Origin of the sequence: Rahnella woolbedingensis, from assembly GCF_003602095.1 — a bacterium.
In the GTDB taxonomy this organism is placed as follows: Bacteria; Pseudomonadota; Gammaproteobacteria; order Enterobacterales; family Enterobacteriaceae; genus Rahnella; species Rahnella woolbedingensis.
In genome coordinates this window covers 204,517-228,150 of the sequence record NZ_RAHH01000003.1, presented here as the reverse complement: position 1 = coordinate 228,150, position 23,634 = coordinate 204,517, and the positions used below count along the sequence as shown (strand labels likewise).

Here is a 23,634-nt window from a genome sequence, read left to right as displayed (position 1 = left end):
TGCTATCAATAAAGGAGGGGTTGAATTGGGGCAAATGAGGAATTCTTAACGCAACGCACGATTTTATGCATAAAAAAAGCGCCCGCAGGCGCTTTTTCGTTATATTACTGCATATATAGCGGGATTAGCCGATATATTCTAAACCACCCATATATGGACGTAATACTTCCGGCACTTCTATACGGCCGTCAGCTTGCTGATAGTTTTCCAGCACAGCCACCAGCGTACGACCCACTGCCAGACCAGAACCGTTCAGGGTATGAACCAGACGCGGTTTTTTGTCGGTTTTGCTGCGGCAACGTGCCTGCATACGACGAGCCTGGAAATCGCCCATGTTTGAACATGAGGAGATCTCGCGGTAAGTATCCTGCGCTGGCAGCCAGACTTCCAGATCGTAGGTTTTGCATGAACCAAAGCCCATGTCACCGGTACACAGCAGCACTTTACGGTATGGTAGATTCAGCAACTGAAGTACTTTTTCTGCATGACCGGTCAGTTCTTCCAGCGCGTCCATCGATTCTTCCGGACGAACGATCTGTACCATTTCGACTTTGTCGAACTGGTGCATACGGATCAGACCACGGGTATCACGACCATAAGAACCGGCTTCTGAACGGAAGCACGGCGTGTGCGCCGTCATCTTCAGTGGCAGAGATTCTTCTTCAAGAATTTCATCACGGGCCAGGTTGGTCAGTGGTACTTCAGCCGTCGGGATCAGCGCATAGTTGCTGCTGCCCGCTTCTTCGTCCAGCGGCTTGGTATGGAACAGATCTTCGCCAAACTTAGGCAACTGACCGGTACCGTACAGCGTTTCCTGATTGACCAGATACGGAACGTACGTTTCCAGATAGCCGTGCTTTTCTGTGTGCAAGTCCAGCATGAACTGGGACAGCGCGCGATGCATACGAGCGATTTGCCCTTTCATCACGACAAAGCGCGCACCTGTCAGTTTTACGGCTGCGGCAAAATCAAGACCACCGGCCATTTCGCCCAGCGATACGTGATCACGCACAGTGAAATCGTACTGACGCGGCGTACCCCAGCGGCTTACTTCCTGGTTATCGTTTTCGTCTTTACCGGCAGGCACGGAATCATCTGGCAGGTTCGGAATAGCAGAAGCAATATCACGGATATCGTTTTGCAATGCGTCCAGTTCAGCCTTTGCGGCATCCAGCTTCTCACCCAGCGTATTCACTTCAAGACGCAGGGGTTCGATGTCTTCGCCACGGGCTTTTGCCTGACCGATTGATTTCGATCGTGCATTACGTTCAGCCTGGAGAGTTTCCGTTTCTACCTGCAAGACTTTGCGGCGTTCTTCCTGAGAGCGCAGCGTTTCCACATCGAGTTTAAAACCTCTGCGAGCGAGTTTTTCTGCAACTGCGTCTAGCTCATTACGCAGCATATTGGGATCGAGCATGCTAATCCTGTACGTGTCTTATTGAATGTTATTTTGACGATGCACGCTCACTGAAACGGCAGCGTGTCAAAGAGTTATCACGGGTAACCTTACCGCAACGATAAAGTTAGCGGTAGCGTTTTGTCGGGCTATTTTGATCTTGTTCTGCAAGCCAGGCCAGCTTTTCGCCGATCTTACCTTCAAGCCCGCGTGACGTCGGGTAATAATACTGCGTACGGGCCATTTCAGGTGGGAAATAGTCTTCGCCCGCCGCATAGGCATTCGGTTCGTCATGCGCGTAACGGTACTCCGCACCCAGCCCCATTTCTTTCATCAATTTTGTCGGGGCATTGCGCAGATGTTCTGGTACATCGAAATCGGCCATTTCGCGCGCATCGCGCATCGCCGATTTGAACGCGGTATATACGGCATTACTTTTCGGCGCACATGCCAGATACACAATCGCCTGGGCAATCGCCCGCTCACCTTCCGCCGGACCAACACGGGTAAAACAATCCCAGGCAGCCAGCGCCACCTGCATGCCACGCGGATCTGCATTGCCGACATCTTCGGAGGCAATCGCCAGCAAACGGCGCGCCACATACAGCGGATCGCCACCGGCGGTGATAATTCTGGCGTACCAGTAAAGTGCCGCATCAGGCGATGAACCCCGTACCGATTTATGCAACGCAGAGATTAAATCGTAAAAACGGTCGCCTTTATTATCGAAACGCGCACTGCGCTCACCGGCAATTTCCGTCAGCAATTCCGGCGTTAATGTCCGGTAACCTTTGGCGTCGATTTCAGCCATATCGGCCATCATTTCAATACTGTTCAACGCACGGCGCGCGTCACCATTCACCAGCTCTGAAAGCATGCGGCGGGTTTCCGGCGGAACACGAATTTTTTCATTGGCATAACCGCGCTCAGCGTTGGTCAGTGCCTGATCAATCACTTTCTCAATATCTTCCGCTGTCAGTGATTTCAGCAGATAAACACGGGCGCGGGAAAGCAATGCAGAATTGAGTTCGAACGAAGGGTTTTCTGTCGTCGCACCAATGAACGTAATAGTGCCGTCTTCGATATGCGGCAGGAAAGCGTCCTGCTGACTTTTGTTGAAGCGATGGACTTCGTCGACGAATAAAATCGTACGACGCCCGGCATCACGATTCTGCCGGGCGCGTTCAATCGCTTCACGAATATCTTTCACGCCTGATGTGACCGCCGAGATACGCTCAACATCGGCGTCAGCATAGCGGCCAATCAGTTCTGCCAGCGTCGTTTTCCCGGTGCCCGGCGGTCCCCACAAAATCATCGAATGCAACTGGCCTGCTTCAATCGCCCGCGGCAATGGTTTGCCCGGCGCTAAAAGATGCTGCTGTCCGATATATTCTGCAAGGGTAACTGGCCGCATACGGGCGGCCAGTGGCTGAAATTCGTTTTGGGAAAAATCGAGTGACAGATTACTCAAACTAACCTCACTGACGCTGGTCATCCACCGTCACACCCTTCGGTGGAGTAAATTTAAATTTAGCATCATCCACAGCAGCGTTTTGCTCACCCTTGAGGGTATAAGCACTTTTCTGACCATCCTGCTCAACTGCAGTAAAGCTTTTGATGGTGCCGGTTGGCGTGACTGTGATCGCGAATTGTTTCAGATTGCCGGTCGCGGCTTTAGGCGTTAATTCAAAGTCATCGCCTTTTTGCTTCACGTTGTATTTGGCCCAGTCGCTGCTGTCGTTACGGGTGATCAGCATGAACGGCGTATTGCCGGTTGCGTTTTTCAACCAGGTCGCCGTGACCTGTTCAACGAACGGGTTGTAGAACCACAGGGTTTTACCGTCGGAAACCAAAATGCTTTCATCCGGCGTCGTCATATGCCAGTTAAACAGGTTCGGACGTTTTACCCACAGCTGACCTTCGCCTTGCTGAACGGCAGCACCGTCATCACTGGTGACGGTCTGCGTGAAGCTGGCGTGGAAAGTATTGAGTTTACCCAGACGGGATTTGAGATCACTGCTGGCGTCCGCTAATACGGAAGCGGAGGTAAATGCGGTCAGTAAACACCCTACCATTAACAATTTTTTCATTCTTATACTTACCTCAGAAATCCATAAACTTCAGACGATGCCTTTTACACAGGCAAAAGACGTATGGTGCGAACTCTATCCGAGGCAGCGCTCCGGTGGTAGCTCAATCATCTGAAAAACAATAGTTTTACGCATCTTTGCACAAGGGCCGCATTCGCGACCCTTCTTAACAAAATACCGGCATTTCAGAACCGATTTATTCGTGCGAAGGAGGTGCCAGTACTTCACGGTTGCCGTTATGGCCCGGTGTGCTGACAATGCCCTGCGCTTCCATTTGCTCAACGATTCGCGCCGCGCGGTTGTAACCGATACGGAACTGCCGCTGAACGCCTGAAATCGAAGCACGACGTTTATCGACCACGAACGCGACGGCCTGATCGAACAGCGCATCAAGTTCTTCATCGCCGTCCAGACCTAAACCGCCACCCTCACCGTCGTCACCACCGGAAACAATGCTTTCGATGTATTTCGGACGACCGCGTGCTTTCCAGTCCTGAACCACCGCATGCACTTCCTGGTCACGGACAAACGCCCCGTGAACACGCACCGGAATTGAGGAGTTCGGCGCCATGTACAACATGTCACCCATCCCCAACAGCGATTCCGCGCCGCCCTGATCCAGAATGGTACGGGAGTCGATTTTACTCGACACCGTAAAGGCAATACGGGTCGGGATGTTTGCTTTAATCAGACCGGTAATGACATCGACAGAAGGACGCTGCGTCGCCAGCACCAGGTGTATACCGGCAGCACGGGCTTTCTGGGCCAGACGCGCGATCAGTTCTTCAACTTTTTTACCGACGGTCATCATCAGGTCGGCAAACTCATCGACCATCACCACGATAAACGGTTCTTTTTGCAGATACGGCGGCTCTGCGGCCATGCCATCGCCCGGCTTCCAGAACGGATCAGGGATTGGACGTCCCATCGCTTCCGCTTCCAGAATTCGCTCGTTATAGCCCGCCAGATTACGCACGCCCAGCGCCGACATCAGTTTATAGCGACGCTCCATCTCGCCGACACACCAGCGCAGCGCATTGGCTGCATCTTTCATGTCTGTGACGACTTCCGTCAGCAAATGCGGAATGCCTTCATATACCGACAACTCGAGCATTTTCGGGTCGATCATAATGAAGCGCACATCTTCCGGCGTGGACTTATACAGCATACTCAGGATCATGGCGTTCACGCCGACGGACTTACCTGAACCGGTTGTACCCGCCACCAGCAAGTGAGGCATTTTCGCCAAATCGGCGATAACCGGCTCACCTGAAATGTCTTTACCCAGCACAATCGTCAACGGAGACGTGCTTTCTTTGAATTTCGCACAGTCCAGCACTTCACGCAGATACACGGTCTGACGCTTTTTGTTTGGCAATTCCAGACCGACATAAGGCTTGCCTGGGATCACTTCCACAACACGAACTGCAACGGCAGACAATGAACGTGCAAGGTCTCGCGAAAGGTTAGAAATACGCGCGGCTTTAACGCCCGGCGCCAGATCCAGTTCGAAACGTGTAATGACCGGACCAGGCAGTTTCCCGACGACATCCGCTTTGATACGGTAATCGTTCAGGCGGGCTTCAATCAGGTTACCCATCTGCTCCAGCGCGAACTCGTCCACAGGCTCAGCTTCAGCCGGAGGCGAGGTCAGCAAATCCAGCGACGGCAGCGGCGTGGTCGGTTTCACCAGCGGCTGTTCGTTACGCATCAGGAACGGGTGGATCAGGCTGTCCATATCAGGCCGCGCCGATGGCGATGACTGGCGAGGTGCCGTATATTCCTGCGCATGTTGCACCGGCTCAGAAGCCGCTGCGCGCTGATAAGGCTGCTGCGCAAATGCCGCAGGCTGTGGTTCTTCTTCCGCTTGTGCTGGCAGCGTGAACAATGGCTCTGAAGGCGTATCGTCCACCAAATCGGCCATTGGCGAGAAGCTGAAAGCATCGTGCTGGCTGAGTTTCATCGCGGCAGCAGCAAAGTCATCGGCAGCAGAATGGGAAATTTCTTCCTGATTTTGCTGCGAATGATGATGCTGAACCAGACCACTTTGCGGTTCAACCTCTTGCTGATAACGCGCCTGCTCGCGGGCAGCGAACGCATTGCGTAATTCAGCTTCCTGCAAGGCGGTTTCAGCATCCGGTTCATTTTCAGTCGCTGCATCGCCGTAACGCTCTTGCTGCTGAGCGGCAAACGCCTGCTGCAATGCGGCTTCCTGCATAGCTTCTTCGTCGGCCTGAGCCAGAGGATCGTTATGCCAGGTTTCCTGTCCGGTATTTTGCTGTGCCGTTGCCTGCGTATTTTCCTGCTGTTCAGCCATACGCTGAGACGGCAGTTTAATGCCATACGATGCCAGTTCGCGACGCGTTGGAATACGCACCGGATTTGGACGCGGCAATTCAGGACCAAAGCCTTTTTTCACCTGCGGGTTTTCATCACTCACCGCGCTGAAAGCAGGCATAAAGGTATTGGCAGCAGAAGATGTCGCGGACTGCCCGGCCTGAGCCAGACCGGTAGCAAGTGCAGCCGTAGCCGCGACGCTGGCGGCCTGCGCGGCGTCAGGTACCGGCGAACTGAAATCAAACGGTGAACGCCCAGGTTCGACCGCTGTTTGCCAGTTCCCGAGACTCGGACCATCTTCCTGATTACGCTCAACCGGCACAGGAGAAGGCGATTGCTGCACTGGCTGCGGATGGCGCGGCACAGGTGTCTCTTCCGGGATTTCGAAGTTGTAGAGCGGCGGCGCAGTTGAAACCGGCGTGGACGGATAAGGTGAAATCTCAGCCACTGGCGGTTGTGCAGCGTAAGGATCTGCTGCTGGCGCCGGATCCGCGACCGCAGCGGGTTCAGCGACAGGCGCTGCCGGTTCAGAAGCAGTAGCCGATTGCACAGGTGCCACCGGTTGTTCATTCACAGAAGGCGCAGAGAACAGCACGTCATCGTCGTCTGTTTCAGCAGCCACTGCGGCGGCAGGAATCGCTGCTGTTGCCGCTGCGCCTGCGACGGCCGGAGCCACTTTAGCCACCGGTTTCGCTTCGTCGTCTTCCAGTAACGGATCATCCTGCTCGTCGTACTCATAATCATCGTCACGACGGGAGCGGTTGGTCACGATATTGGTAACACCGAGCACGGCACCACCAATTTTCTCGGCGATCGTCAGCCATGACCAGCCGGTAAACAGAGTCAGTCCGGCCGCCCATACGCACAACAGCACCAGCGTCGCACCGACATTGTTAAAATACGGCGTCATTGCGGTACTTAACAAACTGCCGATCACGCCGCCTGAAGCGAAGTAGTAAAGGTCATCAATATTGACTGATGCCAGACCACAAGACGTGACAATGAGCGCCAGCGTCCCGATAAGGCGCAGCGAAAGGGCAAAATAATCGACGAAATCCTGATTGTCTCGCTGACGAAACGCCGCCCAGCAAAGACACAGAATAATAGGTGGAATAGCGTAACCAAATACGCCAAAAATGAAGAACAGCGTGTCGGCCATCCAGGCACCCACACCACCGCCCCAGTTGTGAATTGGCCCATGCCATGCGGTCTGAGACCAGCTTGGATCAGAGGGGTTAAAACTCACTAATGCCGCCATTAAATAAGCAGCAAAAATCGCTACCACCACCAGCAAAGCCTCCAGAAGACGGCGACTGTTGCTCAGCTTTTTAAGGGTAACTTCTTTATCTTCTGTATATTCCTGGCTCAAGAAAGGCTCTCCAGGTTCCTGTGAACTGAGAAAAAGCAACAGCGCCGAGAGTCCCCGGCGCCATAGCTGTATAGATACACAGGAGTGTAGCTAAAATTACAAGGTTTTGCACCTGAACAATTACCGGGTTTTGATGACCAGGCGATTTGTTTGTTTTACTTCTTCCATGACCACATAGGTACGGGTGTCGTTAACACCTGGAAGACGAAGTAAAGTCTCACCTAACAGTTTACGGTAGGCGGACATATCAGGTACGCGGGTTTTCAATAAGTAGTCGAAGTCCCCTGAAACCAAGTGACACTCCTGAATATCTTCGAGTTTTTGTACTGCCGCGTTAAATTGCTCAAACACATCCGGCGCGCCACGGTTGAGGGTAATCTCAACAAACACCAGCAACGAGGCATCCAGATAATGCGGGTTAAGCAATGCGGTATAACCATTGATGAAGCCCTGACGTTCCAGACGACGAACGCGCTCCAGACATGGAGTTGGAGATAATCCCACACGTTTGGAAAGCTCGACGTTTGAAATCCGGCCATCCTTTTGCAATTCGTTGAGGATGTTACGGTCAATACGGTCGAGATCTTTTCCCGGACGCTTTTTGTTGTCTACCATTATTATTGTCTCTCTGCTGTCCTTCCCTGCACCTGCCATACCCCAGCCAACTTCAATGTCTAAGGGTTGTCCCAAGCGAAGACCCGATTATTAAGGTTTACGCATCCAAAAGCCGCGTTGATCCCCTGTCAAAAGGAACACGGCCATGAAACGGATACTCAAAAGAAATAACCCTGTGAAATTAATAGATTGCATACAACCAACCAGATTCACTAAACCCTGCAGCAACAAAAACGCATAAAAGCGACACCAGAACGGGTCCGGTAGCAGCCAATTGCATAATTTCAAGTCGCAGACAGGCAGTTAATTTCTTCTTCCCCTGATGTTTTCGCAAATGCACAGCGGATTGTCAAAGTAAAAGAAGCAAAATCAGAAGAACGTGCCAGCCTGAAAAGCTGAACCCCCCTTTTTAGCTACCTTTTATCTATGAACAATAACAACTCAGTGCGCGAAATATTTCAGTCAAAACCCCACAACCTGCCGTGAAATGTGACTAAAAGTCCGCACTCTGTTAAACAACTTCCACAGCGGCTAACTCCCCCGCTGTTGTTTTTTCACTCTGTTCATCAAACAGTTAACTCTCTGATAATCAGGGACGGAAACCTTTTTACCCGTCTTTCACTGTAAAAACTATCAGACAAATCGTTAACAACATCTGAGTTTGCTTTTTTTACTGCGCCGTTTTCCCTACAATCGGTCTATCGCTTGTCGCTACCGCGGAGATGAATTACGCATGAGTACGGTTAAACACAGTAAATTATTGATTTTAGGTTCGGGTCCGGCGGGTTATACCGCAGCTGTTTATGCAGCACGCGCCAACCTCAATCCGGTTTTGATTACGGGTGTGGAAAAAGGCGGTCAGCTGACCACAACCACCGAAGTCGAAAACTGGCCAGGCGATCCTGAAGGTCTGACCGGTCCGGCTCTGATGGAACGTATGCACGAACATGCGACCAAATTTAATACCGAGATTATTTTCGACCACATCAACAAGGTCGATCTGAAGAACCGTCCGTTCCGCCTCACCGGTGACAGCGGCGAATACACCTGTGACGCGCTGATCATCGCCACCGGCGCATCCGCACGTTATATCGGTCTGCCTTCAGAAGAAGCATTTAAGGGTCGCGGCGTGTCAGCCTGCGCCACCTGTGACGGTTTCTTCTACCGTAACCAGAAAGTCGCAGTCGTAGGCGGCGGGAATACTGCTGTTGAAGAAGCGCTTTATCTGGCGAACATTGCCTCTGAAGTGCATCTGATCCACCGTCGCGACAGTTTCCGTGCAGAAAAAATCCTGGTAGACCGTCTGAACGATAAAGTGGCGAGCGGCAATATTGTTCTGCATACCCACAAAACCCTGAACGAAGTGGTCGGCGATCAGATGGGTGTGACCGGCGCCAGCCTGATGGATGTTCGTACTGACGAGAAATCTCAGGTGGATGTAGCCGGTGTGTTCATCGCTATCGGTCACAGCCCGAATACCGGCATTTTCGACGGTCAGCTGGAACTGAAAGACGGCTACATCAAAGTGCAGTCCGGTTCCCATGGCAATGCGACACAAACCAGCATTCCGGGCGTCTTCGCTGCGGGCGATGTGATGGATCATATCTACCGTCAGGCGATCACTTCTGCCGGAACCGGTTGTATGGCCGCGCTGGATGCCGAACGCTATCTGGACGGTTTATCGCAAGCCCCGGATCTATAAGCATCCCTGCGGAAATTGCCCTTAAACGAGGCGGCTTAATGGCCGCCTTCTTCTTATTTTCAGTTTATTTTCAGTTTGTGGTCTGAGCATGTAACATGAGCGCCCTCCCATCCGGATTGCTGCACAGACTGAAGCCTGATGAATAAAACACGACAACAAGAACTTACCCGCTGGTTAAAACAACAAAGCTCCCGCGCTAAAGGCTGGATCCGCCTGTCTATGATGCTGGGTCTGCTTTCTGGTTTACTGATCCTCGCACAGGCCTGGCTGATGGCCGGATTACTGCACAGCCTGATCATTGAACACACACCGCGTGATGCCCTGCTGCAAAGCTTCCTGTTAATGGCACTGACATTTGTGCTGCGTGCTGTCGTCACCTGGCTGCGTGAACAGGTGGGCTTTATCTGCGGACGCGTTATCCGTCAGGAAATGCGCAAACTGGTGCTGGATCGTCTGGAAAAACTCGGACCTGCGTGGATCCGGGGCAAACCGGCGGGCAGTTGGGCGAGCATCATTCTTGAACAAATCGAAGATATGCAGGATTACTATTCCCGCTATCTGCCCCAAATCGCCCTTGCCGGTATTATTCCTCTGCTGATCCTGGTCAGCATCTTCCCGATTAACTGGGCTGCCGGAATGATTCTTCTCGTTACCGCGCCGCTTATTCCGCTGTTCATGGCCCTGGTCGGTATGGGTGCGGCCGATGCTAACCGTCGTAACTTTGTGGCGCTGGCACGCCTGAGTGGTAATTTCCTCGACAGCCTGCGCGGTCTGGATACGCTTCGCCTGTTTCATCGCGGTACAGCGGAAATTGGCCAGATTAAACGCTCAACGGAACATTTTCGTGCCCGCACGATGGACGTCCTGCGGCTGGCCTTTTTATCTTCTGCGGTACTTGAATTCTTCGCCTCTATCTCAATCGCGGTGGTCGCGGTTTACTTTGGTTTTTCCTATCTCGGCGAACTCAATTTCGGCAGCTACGGCACACCTGTCACCCTGTTTGCCGGTTTTCTGGTACTGATACTGGCTCCGGAGTTTTTCCAGCCTCTGCGTGATCTGGGCGCGTTTTATCACGCCAAAGCGCAGGCTGTCGGCGCAGCAGAAAGTCTGGTGACGTTCCTGAGCGCTGAAAGCGCCGATATGGGCGACGGTGACCAGGATTTCCCGGCCGGAAAGACCGTCGAACTGGAAGCCCGCGACCTGATCGTTCAGTCGCCACAAGGCAAAACGCTGGCTGGCCCGCTGACCTTCAGCATTCCGGCAGGACAACGAATCGCCATCGTCGGACTTAGCGGTGCGGGTAAAAGTTCATTGCTGAACGTCCTGCTCGGTTTCCTGCCTTATCAGGGCTCCGTTACCGCCAGCGGGATGGAACTGAAATCATTGCGCAACGAACAATGGCGTCAGCAACTGAGCTGGGTCGGCCAGAATCCACATCTGCCTGAACAGACCTTACGCACCAACATTTTGCTTAATCACCCGGATGTCAGCGATGAGCAGCTTCAGTCTGCTCTTGAGCGGGCGTATGTGAATGAATTCCTGCCGCTGTTACCGCTGGGGCTGGAAACCGAACTGGGCGACAGCGCGGCGCGGTTATCTATCGGACAGGCGCAGCGTGTCGCTGTGGCCCGCGCCCTGCTCTCTCCGTGCAGCTTATTACTGCTCGATGAACCGACCGCCAGCCTCGATGCGCACAGCGAAAAACGGGTGATGAGTGCGCTGAGCGACGCCTCAAAAGCGCAGACATCCCTGCTGGTGACCCATCAGCTGGAAGATACACGAGACTACGACGAAATCTGGGTGATGGATAAAGGGCTGATCGCCGAGCGCGGAACCTTCGCGCAGCTGGTGGCTCAGAAGGGCCTCTTCGCCAGCCTGCTTTCTCAGCGAAATAAGGAGCTGTAATCATGAAAACTCTTCTGCCTTATCTCGCGTTGTATCGCCGTCACTGGTTCCGCCTGTCTCTCGGTGTCATTCTGGCTATCGTCACTTTACTGGCAAGCATCGGGCTGCTGACCCTTTCCGGCTGGTTCCTGGCGGCCTCTGCCGTTGTAGGTGCCGCCGGTTTATACAGTTTCAACTACATGCTTCCTGCCGCGGGTGTACGCGGGGCCGCGATATTTCGTACCGCAGGCCGGTACGCTGAGCGTCTGGTCAGCCACGATGCGACATTTCGCGTGCTGGCGCATCTGCGCGTATTTACATTCACCAAAATCATGCCGCTGTCGCCGGGTGGTATTACCCGTTTTCGTCAGGCCGATTTGCTGAACCGACTGGTGGCTGATGTCGATACCCTGGATCACTTATACCTGCGGGTGATTTCTCCGCTGGTGAGTGCGCTGGTGGTGATCCTGCTGGTGACGTTTGGCCTGAGTTTCCTCGACGTGAAACTGGCGCTGACGCTCGGCGCGATCATGCTGGTGCTGATGCTGCTTCTGCCGGTCATTTTCTACCGTGCAGGTAAACCCGCTGGCCGTGAACTGACGGCGCTGCGCAGTGATTACCGCATGCAACTGACGTCCTGGTTACAGGGTCAGTCCGAGCTGGTGGTCTTTGGCGCTCAGAAGCGGTTCCGCCAGCAGATGAACGATATCGAACGTCGCTGGATGTTGCGCCAGCAGCAGCAGGCAAAACTGACCGGTTTGTCGCAGGCGATGGTGATTGCAGCAGCCGGCCTGACGGTCACGCTGATGCTGTGGCTCGCCGCTGGCGGGATCGGTAACATTGCCCAACCCGGCGCGCTGATTGCTTTGTTCGTGTTTACTCCTCTGGCCGCCTTCGAAGCGCTGGGGCCGGTCGCTGCCGCATTCCAGCATCTGGGACAAGTCATCGCGTCTGCTCAGCGCGTCAGCCAGATTATCGACCAGCCTGCCGATGTGACTTTCCCGGCGCAGGGTCCGATTGCCGGTGAACACGTCAGTCTGTCGCTGCAAAATGTGAACTTCACCTATCCGGGACAACCGTTGCCGGTGCTGAAAGACATCACACTGGATGTGCGTGCCGGAGAACATATCGCCCTGCTCGGCCAGACCGGTTGTGGTAAATCTACCCTGCTGCAATTGCTGACCCGCGGCTGGGATATCAGCAGCGGCACGCTGGAAATCAACGGTCAGGCGATTGGCGATTACGACGAAGCGACACTGCGCAAGATGATCACCGTCGTCAGCCAGCGCGCGCACGTCTTTAACACCACGCTGCGCGAAAACCTGCGCATGGCCGCGCCGCAAAGCACCGATGAGCAAATCGCGGACGCACTGAGACAAGTGGATTTGCATGTGCTGCTGGAAAACGAAGGCCTGAACGCCTGGCTGGGTGAAGGCGGACGTCAGCTTTCCGGGGGCGAACAGCGCCGTATCGGGCTGGCGCGTGCTTTGCTGCATAACGCGCCGCTGTGGCTGCTTGACGAACCGACGGAAGGGCTGGATGCCGAAACGGAACAACATATTTTGGCACTGCTGCACAAGCATTGTCAGAATAAGACGCTACTCTTAGTGACGCACCGGCTGCACGGCCTGGAAACTTTCGACAGAATTTGCGTCATGGAAGAAGGCCAGATTGTGGAGCAAGGTGATCACACGTCGTTAATTGCTGCACAGGGCCGGTACGCGCGGTTTTTGTCACGCACCTGACGTCGTAGTTGCCAGTTCAGCGGCGGCCAGCGTGCCGCCGGATAAGGAGATCTATGCGGTTAGTTAAGCTTGAGGCCAATTCTGTTCATTTCCCCGATCCTGACACTGCGTTGCAGGATCCAAATGGCCTGCTGGCTATCGGGGGCGATCTGACGGCTCCACGGCTGCTTTCTGCATATCAGCATGGGGTATTTCCTTGGTTTGAACCGGGCGAAATGATCCTCTGGTGGTCCCCTGATCCGCGCGCGATTTTAGTTCCCGAAGAACGCCATATCAGCAAGAGCCTGAAACGGTTTATGCGCAAAATGCCTTTTCGTTTCACGCTTAACCAGCAGTTTGAAAAGGTGATCCGTGCGTGTGCGATGCAGCGTGAAGACGGAACCTGGATTGGCCCGCTGGTTCAGCGCGGTTATCAGGAATTACACGAAGCCGGACGCGCGCATTCGGTGGAAGTCTGGGAAGGTAATGAACTGGTTGGCGGATTATACGGTGTATCAGTGGGGGGATTGTTTTGCGGGGAATCGATGTTCAGTCGTCGTGAAAACGCCTCAAAGACCGCACTGATGGTTTTTTGCCAACATTTTTCCCGCAATGGTGGAGAACTGATTGACTGTCAGGTGCTCAACCCTCACACTGCGTCGCTGGGTGCGAGAGAGATCCCCCGCCGCCAATTTTTGCAGCAGTTATCCGAACTTTCGCAACGCGCGTTAGCGCCGGATTGCTGGTTGCCACAAGACTTATCCCCACATGATGAAGACCTGCCGGTGTTCCCGAAGGATAGGGAATAGGTGCGGTCATGGACCATACTTCTTTACATAATGTGGGTTTTTCGGCATTATCTTGCCGGTTAAAAACTATGGTAGTTAGACCTAGAGGATTCGATGGCCAAAGAAGACAACATTGAAATGCAAGGCACCGTACTTGATACGCTGCCAAACACTATGTTCCGCGTAGAATTAGAAAACGGACACGTAGTTACCGCTCACATCTCCGGTAAAATGCGTAAGAACTACATCCGCATCCTGACGGGCGACAAAGTCACTGTTGAGCTGACCCCGTACGACCTGAGCAAAGGCCGCATTGTCTTCCGTAGCCGTTAATAAGCGGCTCACTCATCGCTGATTTTCTGGCGATACCTGAGGATACCCTCTTCGCCCTTCCTGCTGTTGCAAGGGCGTTTTGTGGTATCCGCAATCCGGCATTTTGTTCTATTATTTGCTCCACTACCCTTTCTGAAATCCCCCACTAATTCCTGAATTAATAAAGCGTTTCAGAAAGAAAAAAGGCGATGTTTTCACATCGCCTTTTGTTTTTTCATCACAGATGAAAATTAATGCACCGCACCTTCCGGTTTTTTCTTCTGCGCACTCATGAAGTGATAAGTGAGCTTGTCAGCCGCCTTATCCAGCGCCACAGAGACAGAACCGCCGTCTACCAGTGAACCAAACAGCAGTTCGTTGGCGAGGGGTTTCTTCAGGTTTTCCTGAACGGTACGGGTCATCGGACGCGCACCCATCGCACGGTCATAGCCTTTCACGGTCAGCCAGTCGCGAGCTTCATCGCTGACTTCCAGAGAAACGCCTTTCGCATCCAGCTGCGCCTGCAGTTCTACGATAAACTTATCGACAACCTGCTGGATAACGTCCGTAGACAGATGGTTGAACCAGATAACGTTGTCCAGACGGTTACGGAATTCCGGCGTAAAGGTACGTTTGATCTCTTCCATTGCATCAGGGCTGTTATCCTGATGAACCAGACCAATCGATTTACGTTCCGTTTCACGCACACCGGCGTTAGTAGTCATCACCAGAATCACGTTACGGAAGTCCGCTTTGCGCCCGTTGTTATCGGTCAGCGTCCCGTTATCCATCACCTGCAACAGCAGGTTGAAGACATCCGGGTGCGCCTTCTCGATTTCATCGAGCAACACAACGGCGTGAGGATGTTTAAGGACCGCATCCGTCAGCAACCCCCCCTGATCAAAGCCGACATATCCCGGAGGCGCGCCGATCAAGCGACTGACCGTGTGACGCTCCATGTATTCGGACATATCAAAGCGCAGCAGTTCGATATCCAGCGCTTTCGCCAGTTGAACCGTGACTTCCGTTTTACCCACACCGGTCGGACCGGCGAACAGGAACGAACCGACAGGCTTATGATCCTGACCCAGACCGGCGCGGCTCATTTTGATCGCCTCGGTCAGTGCTTCAATCGCAGGATCCTGTCCGAAGACCAGCATTTTCAGACGGTCGCCCAGATTTTTCAGCACATCGCGGTCAGTCGCAGACACGGTTTTTTCCGGAATGCGGGCAATACGCGCCACAACGCTTTCGATATCGCTGACGTTAACGGTTTTCTTGCGTTTGCTGACCGGCATTAACCGGCTGCGCGCGCCCGCTTCGTCGATGACGTCGATGGCTTTGTCCGGCAGATGACGGTCATTGATGTATTTGACCGACAGCTCGACCGCCGCACGCACCGCTTTGGCGGTGTAACGCACATCGTGATGCGCTTCGTATTTGGTTTTCAGGCCGTTAATGATCTGAACCGTTTCTTCCACGCTTGGCTCAGTAATATCAATTTTCTGGAAACGTCGTGCCAGGGCACGGTCTTTCTCAAAGATATTGCTGAATTCTTGATACGTGGTGGAACCGATCACGCGGATTTTCCCGCTCGACAGCAATGGTTTGATGAGGTTTGCCGCATCCACCTGACCACCCGATGCCGCACCGGCACCTATGATCGTGTGGATTTCATCAATAAACAGGATGCTGTTCTTATCCTGCTCCAGTTGCTTAAGCAGAGATTTGAAACGTTTTTCAAAATCGCCGCGGTATTTAGTACCTGCCAGCAACGAACCGATATCCAGAGAATACAGGGTGCAGTCGGCCATCACTTCCGGCACATCGCCCTGCTCGATTCGCCATGCCAGACCTTCGGCAATCGCGGTTTTACCTACGCCGGATTCGCCCACCAGCAGCGGGTTGTTCTTACGGCGACGGCAGAGCACCTGAATGGCGCGCTCCAGTTCTTTGTCACGGCCAATCAGCGGATCAATACCACCTACACGCGCTAATTGGTTAAGATTAGTGGTGAAGTTCTCCATACGATCTTCCCCCGCCGACTGCTCTTCGTTAACTGGGTTTTCCGCATTGTTTTGCGCCTGACTGCCCGATTCATCTTTACGGGTGCCATGCGAAATAAAGTTCACCACATCAAGGCGGCTGACATCATGTTTGCGCAGGAGATAGGCCGCCTGAGATTCCTGTTCGCTGAAAATCGCGACCAGAACGTTGGCGCCGGACACTTCGCTGCGGCCAGAAGATTGCACGTGGAATACCGCACGTTGCAGAACGCGCTGGAAACTCAGCGTAGGCTGGGTGTCACGTTCCTCTTCACTGGCAGGTAAGGTGGGTGTGGTTTGCTCGATGAAGGCTTCCAGCTCCTGGCGTAACGCCACCAGATCGACTGTACAAGCTTCAAGCGCTTCACGGGCAGCAGGGTTGCTGAGCAACGCCAGCAACAGGTGCTCCACGGTCATAAACTCATGCCGGTGCTCACGGGCTCTTGCGAAAGCCATGTTGAGACTGAGTTCAAGTTCTTGATTGAGCATAGGCACCTCCCAAATAGATTGCCTTAATCAGGCTTTTTCCAGCGTACACAGCAACGGATGCTCATTCTCCTTGGCGTACTCATTTACGTGTGCGACCTTGGTTTCCGCGACTTCGGCTGTATAAACACCGCATATCGCTTTGCCTCTATAGTGCACCTGGAGCATCAGTTGCGTTGCACGTTCAATATCATAAGAAAAGAACTTTTGCAGAACGTCAATCACAAATTCCATTGGAGTGTAATCGTCGTTGTTTAATATAACTTTATACATAGATGGCGGTTTTACCTCATCCTTTTGCTTATCCGCCGCCAAATGCTCAAAATTTAGCCAGTCTTGATTATTGCCCATTGCCTGTTCATCACCTGTGAAGATCGTATTGGAAGCCAGAGACACAACATGAAAGCTTTCTGCAGAGCCTCACGTTGTTATTACCGTATTTTACCATCTCTGGCCTCACCTTGCCGCTGCACAAAATGTCTTACGTGCAACAGATAACGCCGATGAAAATTTAACAAAATATGTCAATAGCGTTACCTGCTTCAAACTTTGGTTATCTGCTCCCCCGCGACAAATGCCGATTCCTTGACGTCTAACTCTATTCCACTAGAGTGTAAATTCGTGAGCAGAACGGGGATTAGTCCGGCCTGAACAGGCGCTTATCCGCTACGTTTCGGCCTTCGTGCTCACTCAACTGGCTTTATCTATTTACTACCAGACTAGTCATGAGAGGGATGAAGAAGCATGCAGACGGGTACTGTTAAATGGTTCAATAACGCTAAAGGCTTTGGCTTCATTTGCCCGCAAAATGGCGGTGAAGACATCTTCGCTCACTACTCCACAATCCAGATGGAGGGTTACCGGACTCTGAAAGCCGGCCAGCAGGTCAATTTCGACGTTCATGAAGGCCCAAAGGGGGATCATGCCAGTCTCATTATTCCAGTGGAAAGTGAAGCGGTCGCCTGACCGGTTCAGCGTCACGTATCAAACAACACGTCTACTGCAAATGCCGGTCACTCACTGACTGGCATTTTTATTTATGGGGGAGAATGACTCAGGCTTCAAGTCCTCTTGACGAAAATAAAGTACATTTTTTAGACACCGATTGCTAAGACATGACATAAATAAAATCAAATCTAAACACAATCTCAACAAATCACGTTCAATTTCTCCCTATTTTCCCCCGTTGCACAGTCGTTTATCCATCTCCTGTTGAAATGTCGGTAACAAAATTCCGGCAGTCAATAACAGGTAAAAACCATGACGACTCTCCACTACCCTGGCGTAGAAAAAGCCCCGCTTTCAGGCTTACAGTTGATGAAGGCACTTCTCACCAACCGCATCACGCCGGGACCGTCGTGGAAATTACCGCGTTATCGCCTTAAATTCCTTTTCCGCACCCTGACGCAGCCGCGCAGAACGTTTGCGCTGCTCGATTATCTGGCGCAGCACCCGCAGCGTGATGAAATTTTGTTCGCCATGCCCGCCCTGCCGGCGAAATTACATCGCACCTATCAGGCGGCCAATATCACGCAGGTGCAGGCTCTGAAACGGATCACCGATCATTACGACATGATTCAGCATTGCCTGCCGGACGCCATTAATCACGGCTATCTGAGTAAAAAGCCGATGGCGATTGCCACCCTGACAGGTAAAGAAGAACAACGTTACGCCATTACCCTGAACGCCGTCAGCCGTCTGGATAAAGAAGGCGAAGCCACGCTGTCTTTCAATAATCCGCAGGGCGAACCGATTGCTATCGTGACGTTCTCTTTTATTGAATATCAGGGGAAACCGACGCTGTTTATCGGCGCATTGCAGGGGCCGCGCGCGCATGTTGATCATCAGGAAATTCAGTCGGCCACCAAAGCCTGTCACGGTTTGTTCCCGAAACGTCTGGTGATTGAGGCGCTGACGACGCTGGCGGATGTGACCGGTATGACGCAACTGATTGCAGTCGGTAATCACACCCATATTTATGAGGATCCGCGTTATAAAAAACGCAAAGGGATGGTGTTTGCCGATTACGACAGCTTCTGGGAAACGCTGGATGCCAGACAGGGCGAAGACGGATATTTCCATCTGCCGCGCCAGATAGCTCACCGTCCGCTGGAAGAGATCGCCAGCAAACGCCGTTCCGAGTACCGCCGCCGTTATCTGCTGTTAGACGACCTGGAAAGCCAGATCCGCCAGACATTCACCCGCGGACATGGCAATCCAGTCACCGTCGCCCAAAGTCAGGCCGCTTAATCGGCTCTCCCGCGTGCCAGCCAGGCCACGCGGGAAAACATCTGCCGCAACAGGGGCGGAATCGATGAGGTTCCCCGCAAAGATGCCGCCATTGCCACGTCAATCGCCAGATCCGGCTTCGAACTGCGGTGAATCGCTTTATCAATAATACGCCTCGGCGACATCGGCGCGTTTTCCGGTATCGCCGCATGCTTACGATAAACATCTTCAAAGCCCTCGCGATACAGGAAGTATTCAATATCCTGCGCAGGTAACGCGGTCAGCCGGTAACGCAGAGTATCTTCGTGGTTTTCCACGTTAGCCATCACCGTCGCCGCATATTTACGCCCTGCCTCATCGCCATCGACCAGCGCATGCCACTCAATGCCCATTTGCCGGGCAAAACGCAGCAACGGTTTCAGGCCGCACTGCGCAAACTCGATCACCTTGATCCCCTCAGATTCAAAATGATAACCACATTGTCGCGCCAGCTGGTTCAGCAACCAGACTTCCGTTTCCCCTTCCACCAGCAGCCAGCAGCGGGCGAACAGGGAAGAAGGCCGGTTGAAGCGGATATGAAACGCAATGCGGCGGCTGTCTTCCATGCTCAGCCCTTCCGGGCCAATACCGTAAGCCGCCACACGCCCGGACTCACGCACCAGACGGCAAATTTGTTCGACCGGTACCAGAGAAAGTAAATCGCCGGAATTGGTGGTGGTGATCCGCTGCAACGGCAGCTGATCCAGTAATCCCCAAGCCACAGACAGCATGATCGGATGCAGACGGGTTTCGGGGTCTTCAATAAGCAGCAGGGGTCTGGCGTCGGGGTGCAACACCACGGAACCTTTGGCCTGCAATAACGTCGAGAACATGCCGAGCAGCATTACCCGCATACTGCGGCTGTTCGGTTCGGCAATCATGCGGTTGATGTTATCGAGAGATCGCCATGCGCGGCGGCTCTCCGCGCGGCCATGACGTTTCTGCTGCCACGGCGCACTGTTCGACGTGCCCTGCTCGGCAAAATAGTGTTCCAGCAACTGCTGCATCGCTGAAAGGCCGCTGCGCAGTTCACTGTTTTTCAGCGTCTGCGGGCTGTGGACCAGTTCCCGTGTCAGGTCATCCAACTGCTTCGCCAGTTCTTCATTATTGACGCCCAGGCGCGGTGCCAGCGTTTCGCTGCGCAGACGGCGGATAAAACGCGCATCGCGTAAACGCAGAACCGGACTCAGACGGATAAGTGCCTGCGCCAGCGGATCAATCGTCGTCAGATTTAAAGGCTGACCGTTAGATGACAGGAAACTGCGCAGCGTCATTACGCTGCCATCGTCATCGAGTTCACCTTCCAGCCGGTAATAAATACGGTTCAGCTTATCGGCGCATTTCACCCAAAGCGGTGAGAGCGAATTAAAGCGCGGCGACATATGATGTCCGGCCTGATTCTCACAAAAGGTAAAGACCACGTGCAGATACTGGGATTTGGATTCCTCCTCGCCCGCCGGGAAATAGAAATCCTCTTCTTTAAAACAATAGAGTTTGGGTTCTGGAGAAAGCAGCAAAGTTAATGCGTCAAGCAGGCTGGATTTACCCCAGGCGTTCTCACCAATGAGTACGGTGTTAGTCAGGACGGACTCGCCCTGCCCCTGTTGGGAGGTTCCGGTAATTGATGCGCCACGTTGTGCGGGCTGCGTCAGCGTCAAAGACAGGCGGTTAATCCCGCGAAAACCTACAATATCAACACGTTCCAGATACATCAGACGCCTCCTGTGCGCTCAAAACGTTCCTGAGCATGGCGTTAAAAATTGGTTCAGGTCAAGCAGTCAAAGATATCTCTGCGTACCGAAGCTGCTTTACAGTCAGATAACTTTTCGTTAGCGTGGCGGGCGAGCTTTTCTGCGTCGCGTTCCACTCTTGGGATTTCACTTTTCAGGGACTTTTGCATCATGTATTCCGGGCTGTTAATTATTCTCCTGCCGCTGATTGCCGGCTACCTTATTCCGCTCAAAAACCGGCCCCTGCTGCATATTGTTAATCAGCTGCTCAGCTGGATGGTCTATGTCATCCTTTTCATTATGGGCATCAGTCTGGCGTTTCTCGACAATCTGAGCGCAAATTTGCTGCTGATTTTCAAATATGCTGCCGTCTGTTTCCTGTGTATTTTTGTGATGAACTACGCCGCACTGTGGCTGCTTGAGCGCCGCCGTCCGTGGAAGACGGAGCACAAACAGGAAAAACTGCCGTCGCGCATTCACATGGCGCTGGAATCTCTGAAATTATGCGGTGTGGTGATCGGCGGTTTCGCCCTCGGTCTGACCCAATGGCACTGGCTGACTTTCGCCTCACAGGCCAGCGAAATTGCATTGTTATTCCTGCTGGCACTGGTCGGCATACAGCTTCGCAACAGCAGCATGACGCTGCGCCAGATAATCCTCAACCGCCGCGGAATGATGGTCGGACTGGTGGTTGCCGTCAGCGCATTAGCCGGTGGCGCACTCGCCGCATTATTGCTCGGCCTGCCGCTGAAAACCGGTCTGGCGCTCGCCTCAGGCTACGGCTGGTATTCGCTTTCCGGGATTGTGCTCACCGATTCATTCGGGCCGGTGATTGGCAGCGCCGCGTTCTTTAACGATCTGGCCCGCGAACTGTGCGCCATCATGCTGATCCCGACGCTGGTGCGCACCAGCCGTTCGACGGCGCTTGGCCTGTGCGGAGCCACGTCGATGGACTTCACCCTGCCGGTTTTGCAGCGCAGCGGCGGCCTGGATATGGTTCCGCCCGCCGTGGTGCACGGTTTTGTGCTGAGCCTGATAGCCCCTGTACTGATGGCTTTCTTCTCCGCCTGACGTCTGCTATCCCGCTGCTTCCCGGCAGCGGGCACTTCCCTGTAAAACTTGCGATAAATCAACTCCGCTTCACTTAACTCAAAAACACCTTCATTTCTTTCCCTGCCAGTTTTAGGCTTGCATTAAAACAAGCATTTAAAATGCAACTTTAAAAGGACCTCATTATGTTTTGTGTGCAATGTGAACAAACAGTCCGTACCCCGGCGGGCAATGGCTGCGCTTACGCGCAGGGAATGTGTGGCAAAACGGCAGAAACCTCTGATTTACAAGACTTGCTGGTCGCAGTGCTGGAAGGCTTATCCGCCTGGGCGCTGACCGCGCGCGGCTACGGCATTGTTGATGAAGAAATCGACAGCTTCGCTCCCCGCGCCTTTTTCTCCACCCTGACCAATGTGAACTTCGATTCTGACCGCATTGTCGGTTACGCCCGTGAAGCGATTATCCACCGTGAATCTCTGGCCGTTCGCTGCCGGCTGATGGATCCGCAAATCACCGTCAGCCATCCGCTGGCCGCACTGGAACTGGTCAGCGATAACCTCATCGAGCTGCAACAGCAGGCGCAGCAGTTTGCGCTCAACGGTGACAAAGCGCAGATCGGCGATGACATTCATGGCCTGCGGATGCTGTGTTTGTACGGTCTGAAAGGGGCGGCAGCATATATGGAACATGCGCACGTTCTCGGTCAGTCGGATACTGCCATTTACGCCGAATATCATCGTCTGATGGCGTGGCTCGGCACACAGCCTGCCGACATGGGCGAGCTGCTCGAAAACGCGATGGCGATTGGCAAAATGAACTTTGGCGTGATGGCGATCCTGGATAAAGGCGAAACCGATGCCTACGGCCATCCGCTGCCGACCAACGTCAATGTCCGTCCGCTGGCGGGCAAAGCGATTCTGATTTCCGGTCACGACCTGAAAGATTTGCAGATGCTGCTCGAGCAAACCGCCGGTACCGGTATCAACATTTATACCCACGGCGAAATGCTGCCGGCGCATGGTTATCCGGAACTGAAAAAATTCCCGCATCTGGCCGGAAACTACGGCAGCGGCTGGCAGAATCAGCAGGTGGAATTCGCCAAATTCCCGGGGCCGGTGGTGATGACCTCCAACTGCATCATTGACCCGAATGTCGGCAACTATGGCGACCGCATCTGGACGCGCAGCATCGTCGGCTGGCCGGGCGTACAACATCTGGAAGGCGAAGATTTTGCCCCGGTCATTGTGCAGGCGTTGCAGCAGCCGGGCTTCCCTTACAGCGAGATTGAACAGGAAATCACGGTCGGCTTTGGCCGCCAGACTCTGCTCGGCGCCGCGGATACGGTGATTGATCTCGTCGCCGCTAAAAAACTGCGTCACATCTTCCTGATTGGCGGCTGTGACGGCAGCCGTGGCGAACGCAGCTACTTCACCGATCTGGCGCGCAGCGTGCCGCAGGATTGCCTGATCCTGACGCTGGCCTGCGGTAAATACCGCTTCAATAAACTGGATTTTGGTACGATCGAAGGCCTGCCGCGCCTGCTGGACGTCGGTCAGTGTAACGACGCGTACTCCGCCATTATCCTTGCGGTGAATCTGGCCGAAAAATTAGGCTGCGGCGTGAATGATTTACCACTGAGTCTGGTGCTGTCATGGTTCGAACAGAAAGCCATTGTGATCCTGCTGACCCTGCTGTCGCTCGGCGTGAAAAATATCGCCACCGGCCCGACCGCACCGGCATTCCTGACCGATAATCTGCTGGCGATCCTCAATGAGAAATTTGGCCTGCGCGCAATCACGTCGGTTGAGCAGGACTTGCAAACCATGCTGGCGGAGTAA

Annotated in this window: 17 protein-coding genes; 9 read left to right on the top strand and 8 right to left on the bottom strand. The window is 53.5% G+C overall.

Going from position 1 to position 23,634, the window contains the following annotated elements; genetic code table 11:
- Nucleotides 1–124: 124 nt before the first annotated feature.
- From serS to lrp, 5 genes are all read right to left on the bottom strand, one after another.
- Nucleotides 125–1,417, bottom strand: a complete 1,293-nt coding sequence (gene serS, locus D6C13_RS03450) for a serine--tRNA ligase (protein ID WP_120131437.1) — start codon at nt 1,415–1,417, stop codon at nt 125–127.
- Nucleotides 1,418–1,523: 106 nt separating this feature from the next.
- Complete coding sequence (locus D6C13_RS03445) at nt 1,524–2,867, bottom strand: replication-associated recombination protein A (protein ID WP_120131465.1); 1,344 nt, start codon at nt 2,865–2,867, stop codon at nt 1,524–1,526.
- A 7-nt stretch (nt 2,868–2,874) separates the two neighbouring features.
- Nucleotides 2,875–3,486, bottom strand: coding sequence for an outer membrane lipoprotein periplasmic chaperone LolA (gene lolA, locus D6C13_RS03440; protein ID WP_120131436.1), 612 nt, complete (start codon nt 3,484–3,486; stop codon nt 2,875–2,877).
- 196 nt (nt 3,487–3,682) lie between these two features.
- Nucleotides 3,683–7,192, bottom strand: a complete 3,510-nt coding sequence (locus D6C13_RS03435) for a DNA translocase FtsK 4TM domain-containing protein (protein WP_120131435.1) — start codon at nt 7,190–7,192, stop codon at nt 3,683–3,685.
- Between the two features lie 120 nt (nt 7,193–7,312).
- Nucleotides 7,313–7,807, bottom strand: coding sequence for a leucine-responsive transcriptional regulator Lrp (lrp, locus tag D6C13_RS03430; protein ID WP_013574775.1), 495 nt, complete (start codon nt 7,805–7,807; stop codon nt 7,313–7,315).
- 733 nt (nt 7,808–8,540) lie between these two features.
- Between lrp and trxB the strand changes: the two genes are divergently transcribed.
- The 5 genes from trxB to infA all read left to right on the top strand — a co-directional run bounded on the left by trxB (nt 8,541) and on the right by infA (nt 14,238).
- A complete protein-coding gene (trxB, locus tag D6C13_RS03425) occupies nt 8,541–9,509 on the top strand; it encodes a thioredoxin-disulfide reductase (protein WP_120131434.1) in 969 nt (322 codons plus the stop codon).
- Nucleotides 9,510–9,647: 138 nt separating this feature from the next.
- Nucleotides 9,648–11,414, top strand: a complete 1,767-nt coding sequence (gene cydD, locus D6C13_RS03420; RefSeq protein WP_120131433.1) for a heme ABC transporter permease/ATP-binding protein CydD — start codon at nt 9,648–9,650, stop codon at nt 11,412–11,414.
- Between the two features lie 2 nt (nt 11,415–11,416).
- Nucleotides 11,417–13,138, top strand: a complete 1,722-nt coding sequence (cydC, locus tag D6C13_RS03415) for a heme ABC transporter ATP-binding protein/permease CydC (RefSeq protein ID WP_120131432.1) — start codon at nt 11,417–11,419, stop codon at nt 13,136–13,138.
- A 53-nt stretch (nt 13,139–13,191) separates the two neighbouring features.
- On the top strand, nt 13,192–13,926 hold the full coding sequence (gene aat, locus D6C13_RS03410) for a leucyl/phenylalanyl-tRNA--protein transferase (RefSeq protein WP_120131431.1): 735 nt from the start codon (nt 13,192–13,194) through the stop codon (nt 13,924–13,926).
- 93 nt (nt 13,927–14,019) lie between these two features.
- Nucleotides 14,020–14,238, top strand: a complete 219-nt coding sequence (infA, locus tag D6C13_RS03405) for a translation initiation factor IF-1 (RefSeq protein ID WP_002211347.1) — start codon at nt 14,020–14,022, stop codon at nt 14,236–14,238.
- Nucleotides 14,239–14,468: 230 nt separating this feature from the next.
- On the opposite strand, the gene clpA is transcribed toward infA, so the two are convergent.
- Nucleotides 14,469–16,751, bottom strand: coding sequence for an ATP-dependent Clp protease ATP-binding subunit ClpA (gene clpA, locus D6C13_RS03400; RefSeq protein ID WP_120131430.1), 2,283 nt, complete (start codon nt 16,749–16,751; stop codon nt 14,469–14,471).
- A gap of 27 nt (nt 16,752–16,778) precedes the next feature.
- A complete protein-coding gene (clpS, locus tag D6C13_RS03395) occupies nt 16,779–17,099 on the bottom strand; it encodes an ATP-dependent Clp protease adapter ClpS (RefSeq protein WP_013574769.1) in 321 nt (106 codons plus the stop codon).
- A 393-nt stretch (nt 17,100–17,492) separates the two neighbouring features.
- On the opposite strand from clpS, the gene cspD reads away from it, so the two are divergent.
- Together cspD and D6C13_RS03385 are read left to right on the top strand one after the other, a co-directional pair.
- On the top strand, nt 17,493–17,714 hold the full coding sequence (gene cspD, locus D6C13_RS03390) for a cold shock-like protein CspD (RefSeq protein ID WP_120131429.1): 222 nt from the start codon (nt 17,493–17,495) through the stop codon (nt 17,712–17,714).
- A 294-nt stretch (nt 17,715–18,008) separates the two neighbouring features.
- On the top strand, nt 18,009–18,998 hold the full coding sequence (locus D6C13_RS03385; RefSeq protein WP_120131428.1) for a VirK/YbjX family protein: 990 nt from the start codon (nt 18,009–18,011) through the stop codon (nt 18,996–18,998).
- On the opposite strand, the gene D6C13_RS03380 is transcribed toward D6C13_RS03385, so the two are convergent.
- On the bottom strand, nt 18,995–20,728 hold the full coding sequence (locus D6C13_RS03380) for an ATP-dependent nuclease (RefSeq protein WP_120131427.1): 1,734 nt from the start codon (nt 20,726–20,728) through the stop codon (nt 18,995–18,997). The two genes, D6C13_RS03385 and D6C13_RS03380, sit on opposite strands and share 4 nt — an antisense overlap.
- A 189-nt stretch (nt 20,729–20,917) precedes the next feature.
- On the opposite strand from D6C13_RS03380, the gene D6C13_RS03375 reads away from it, so the two are divergent.
- Both D6C13_RS03375 and hcp read left to right on the top strand, forming a co-directional pair.
- Complete coding sequence (locus D6C13_RS03375; protein ID WP_120131426.1) at nt 20,918–21,817, top strand: LysO family transporter; 900 nt, start codon at nt 20,918–20,920, stop codon at nt 21,815–21,817.
- A gap of 164 nt (nt 21,818–21,981) precedes the next feature.
- On the top strand, nt 21,982–23,634 hold the full coding sequence (hcp, locus tag D6C13_RS03370) for a hydroxylamine reductase (protein ID WP_120131425.1): 1,653 nt from the start codon (nt 21,982–21,984) through the stop codon (nt 23,632–23,634).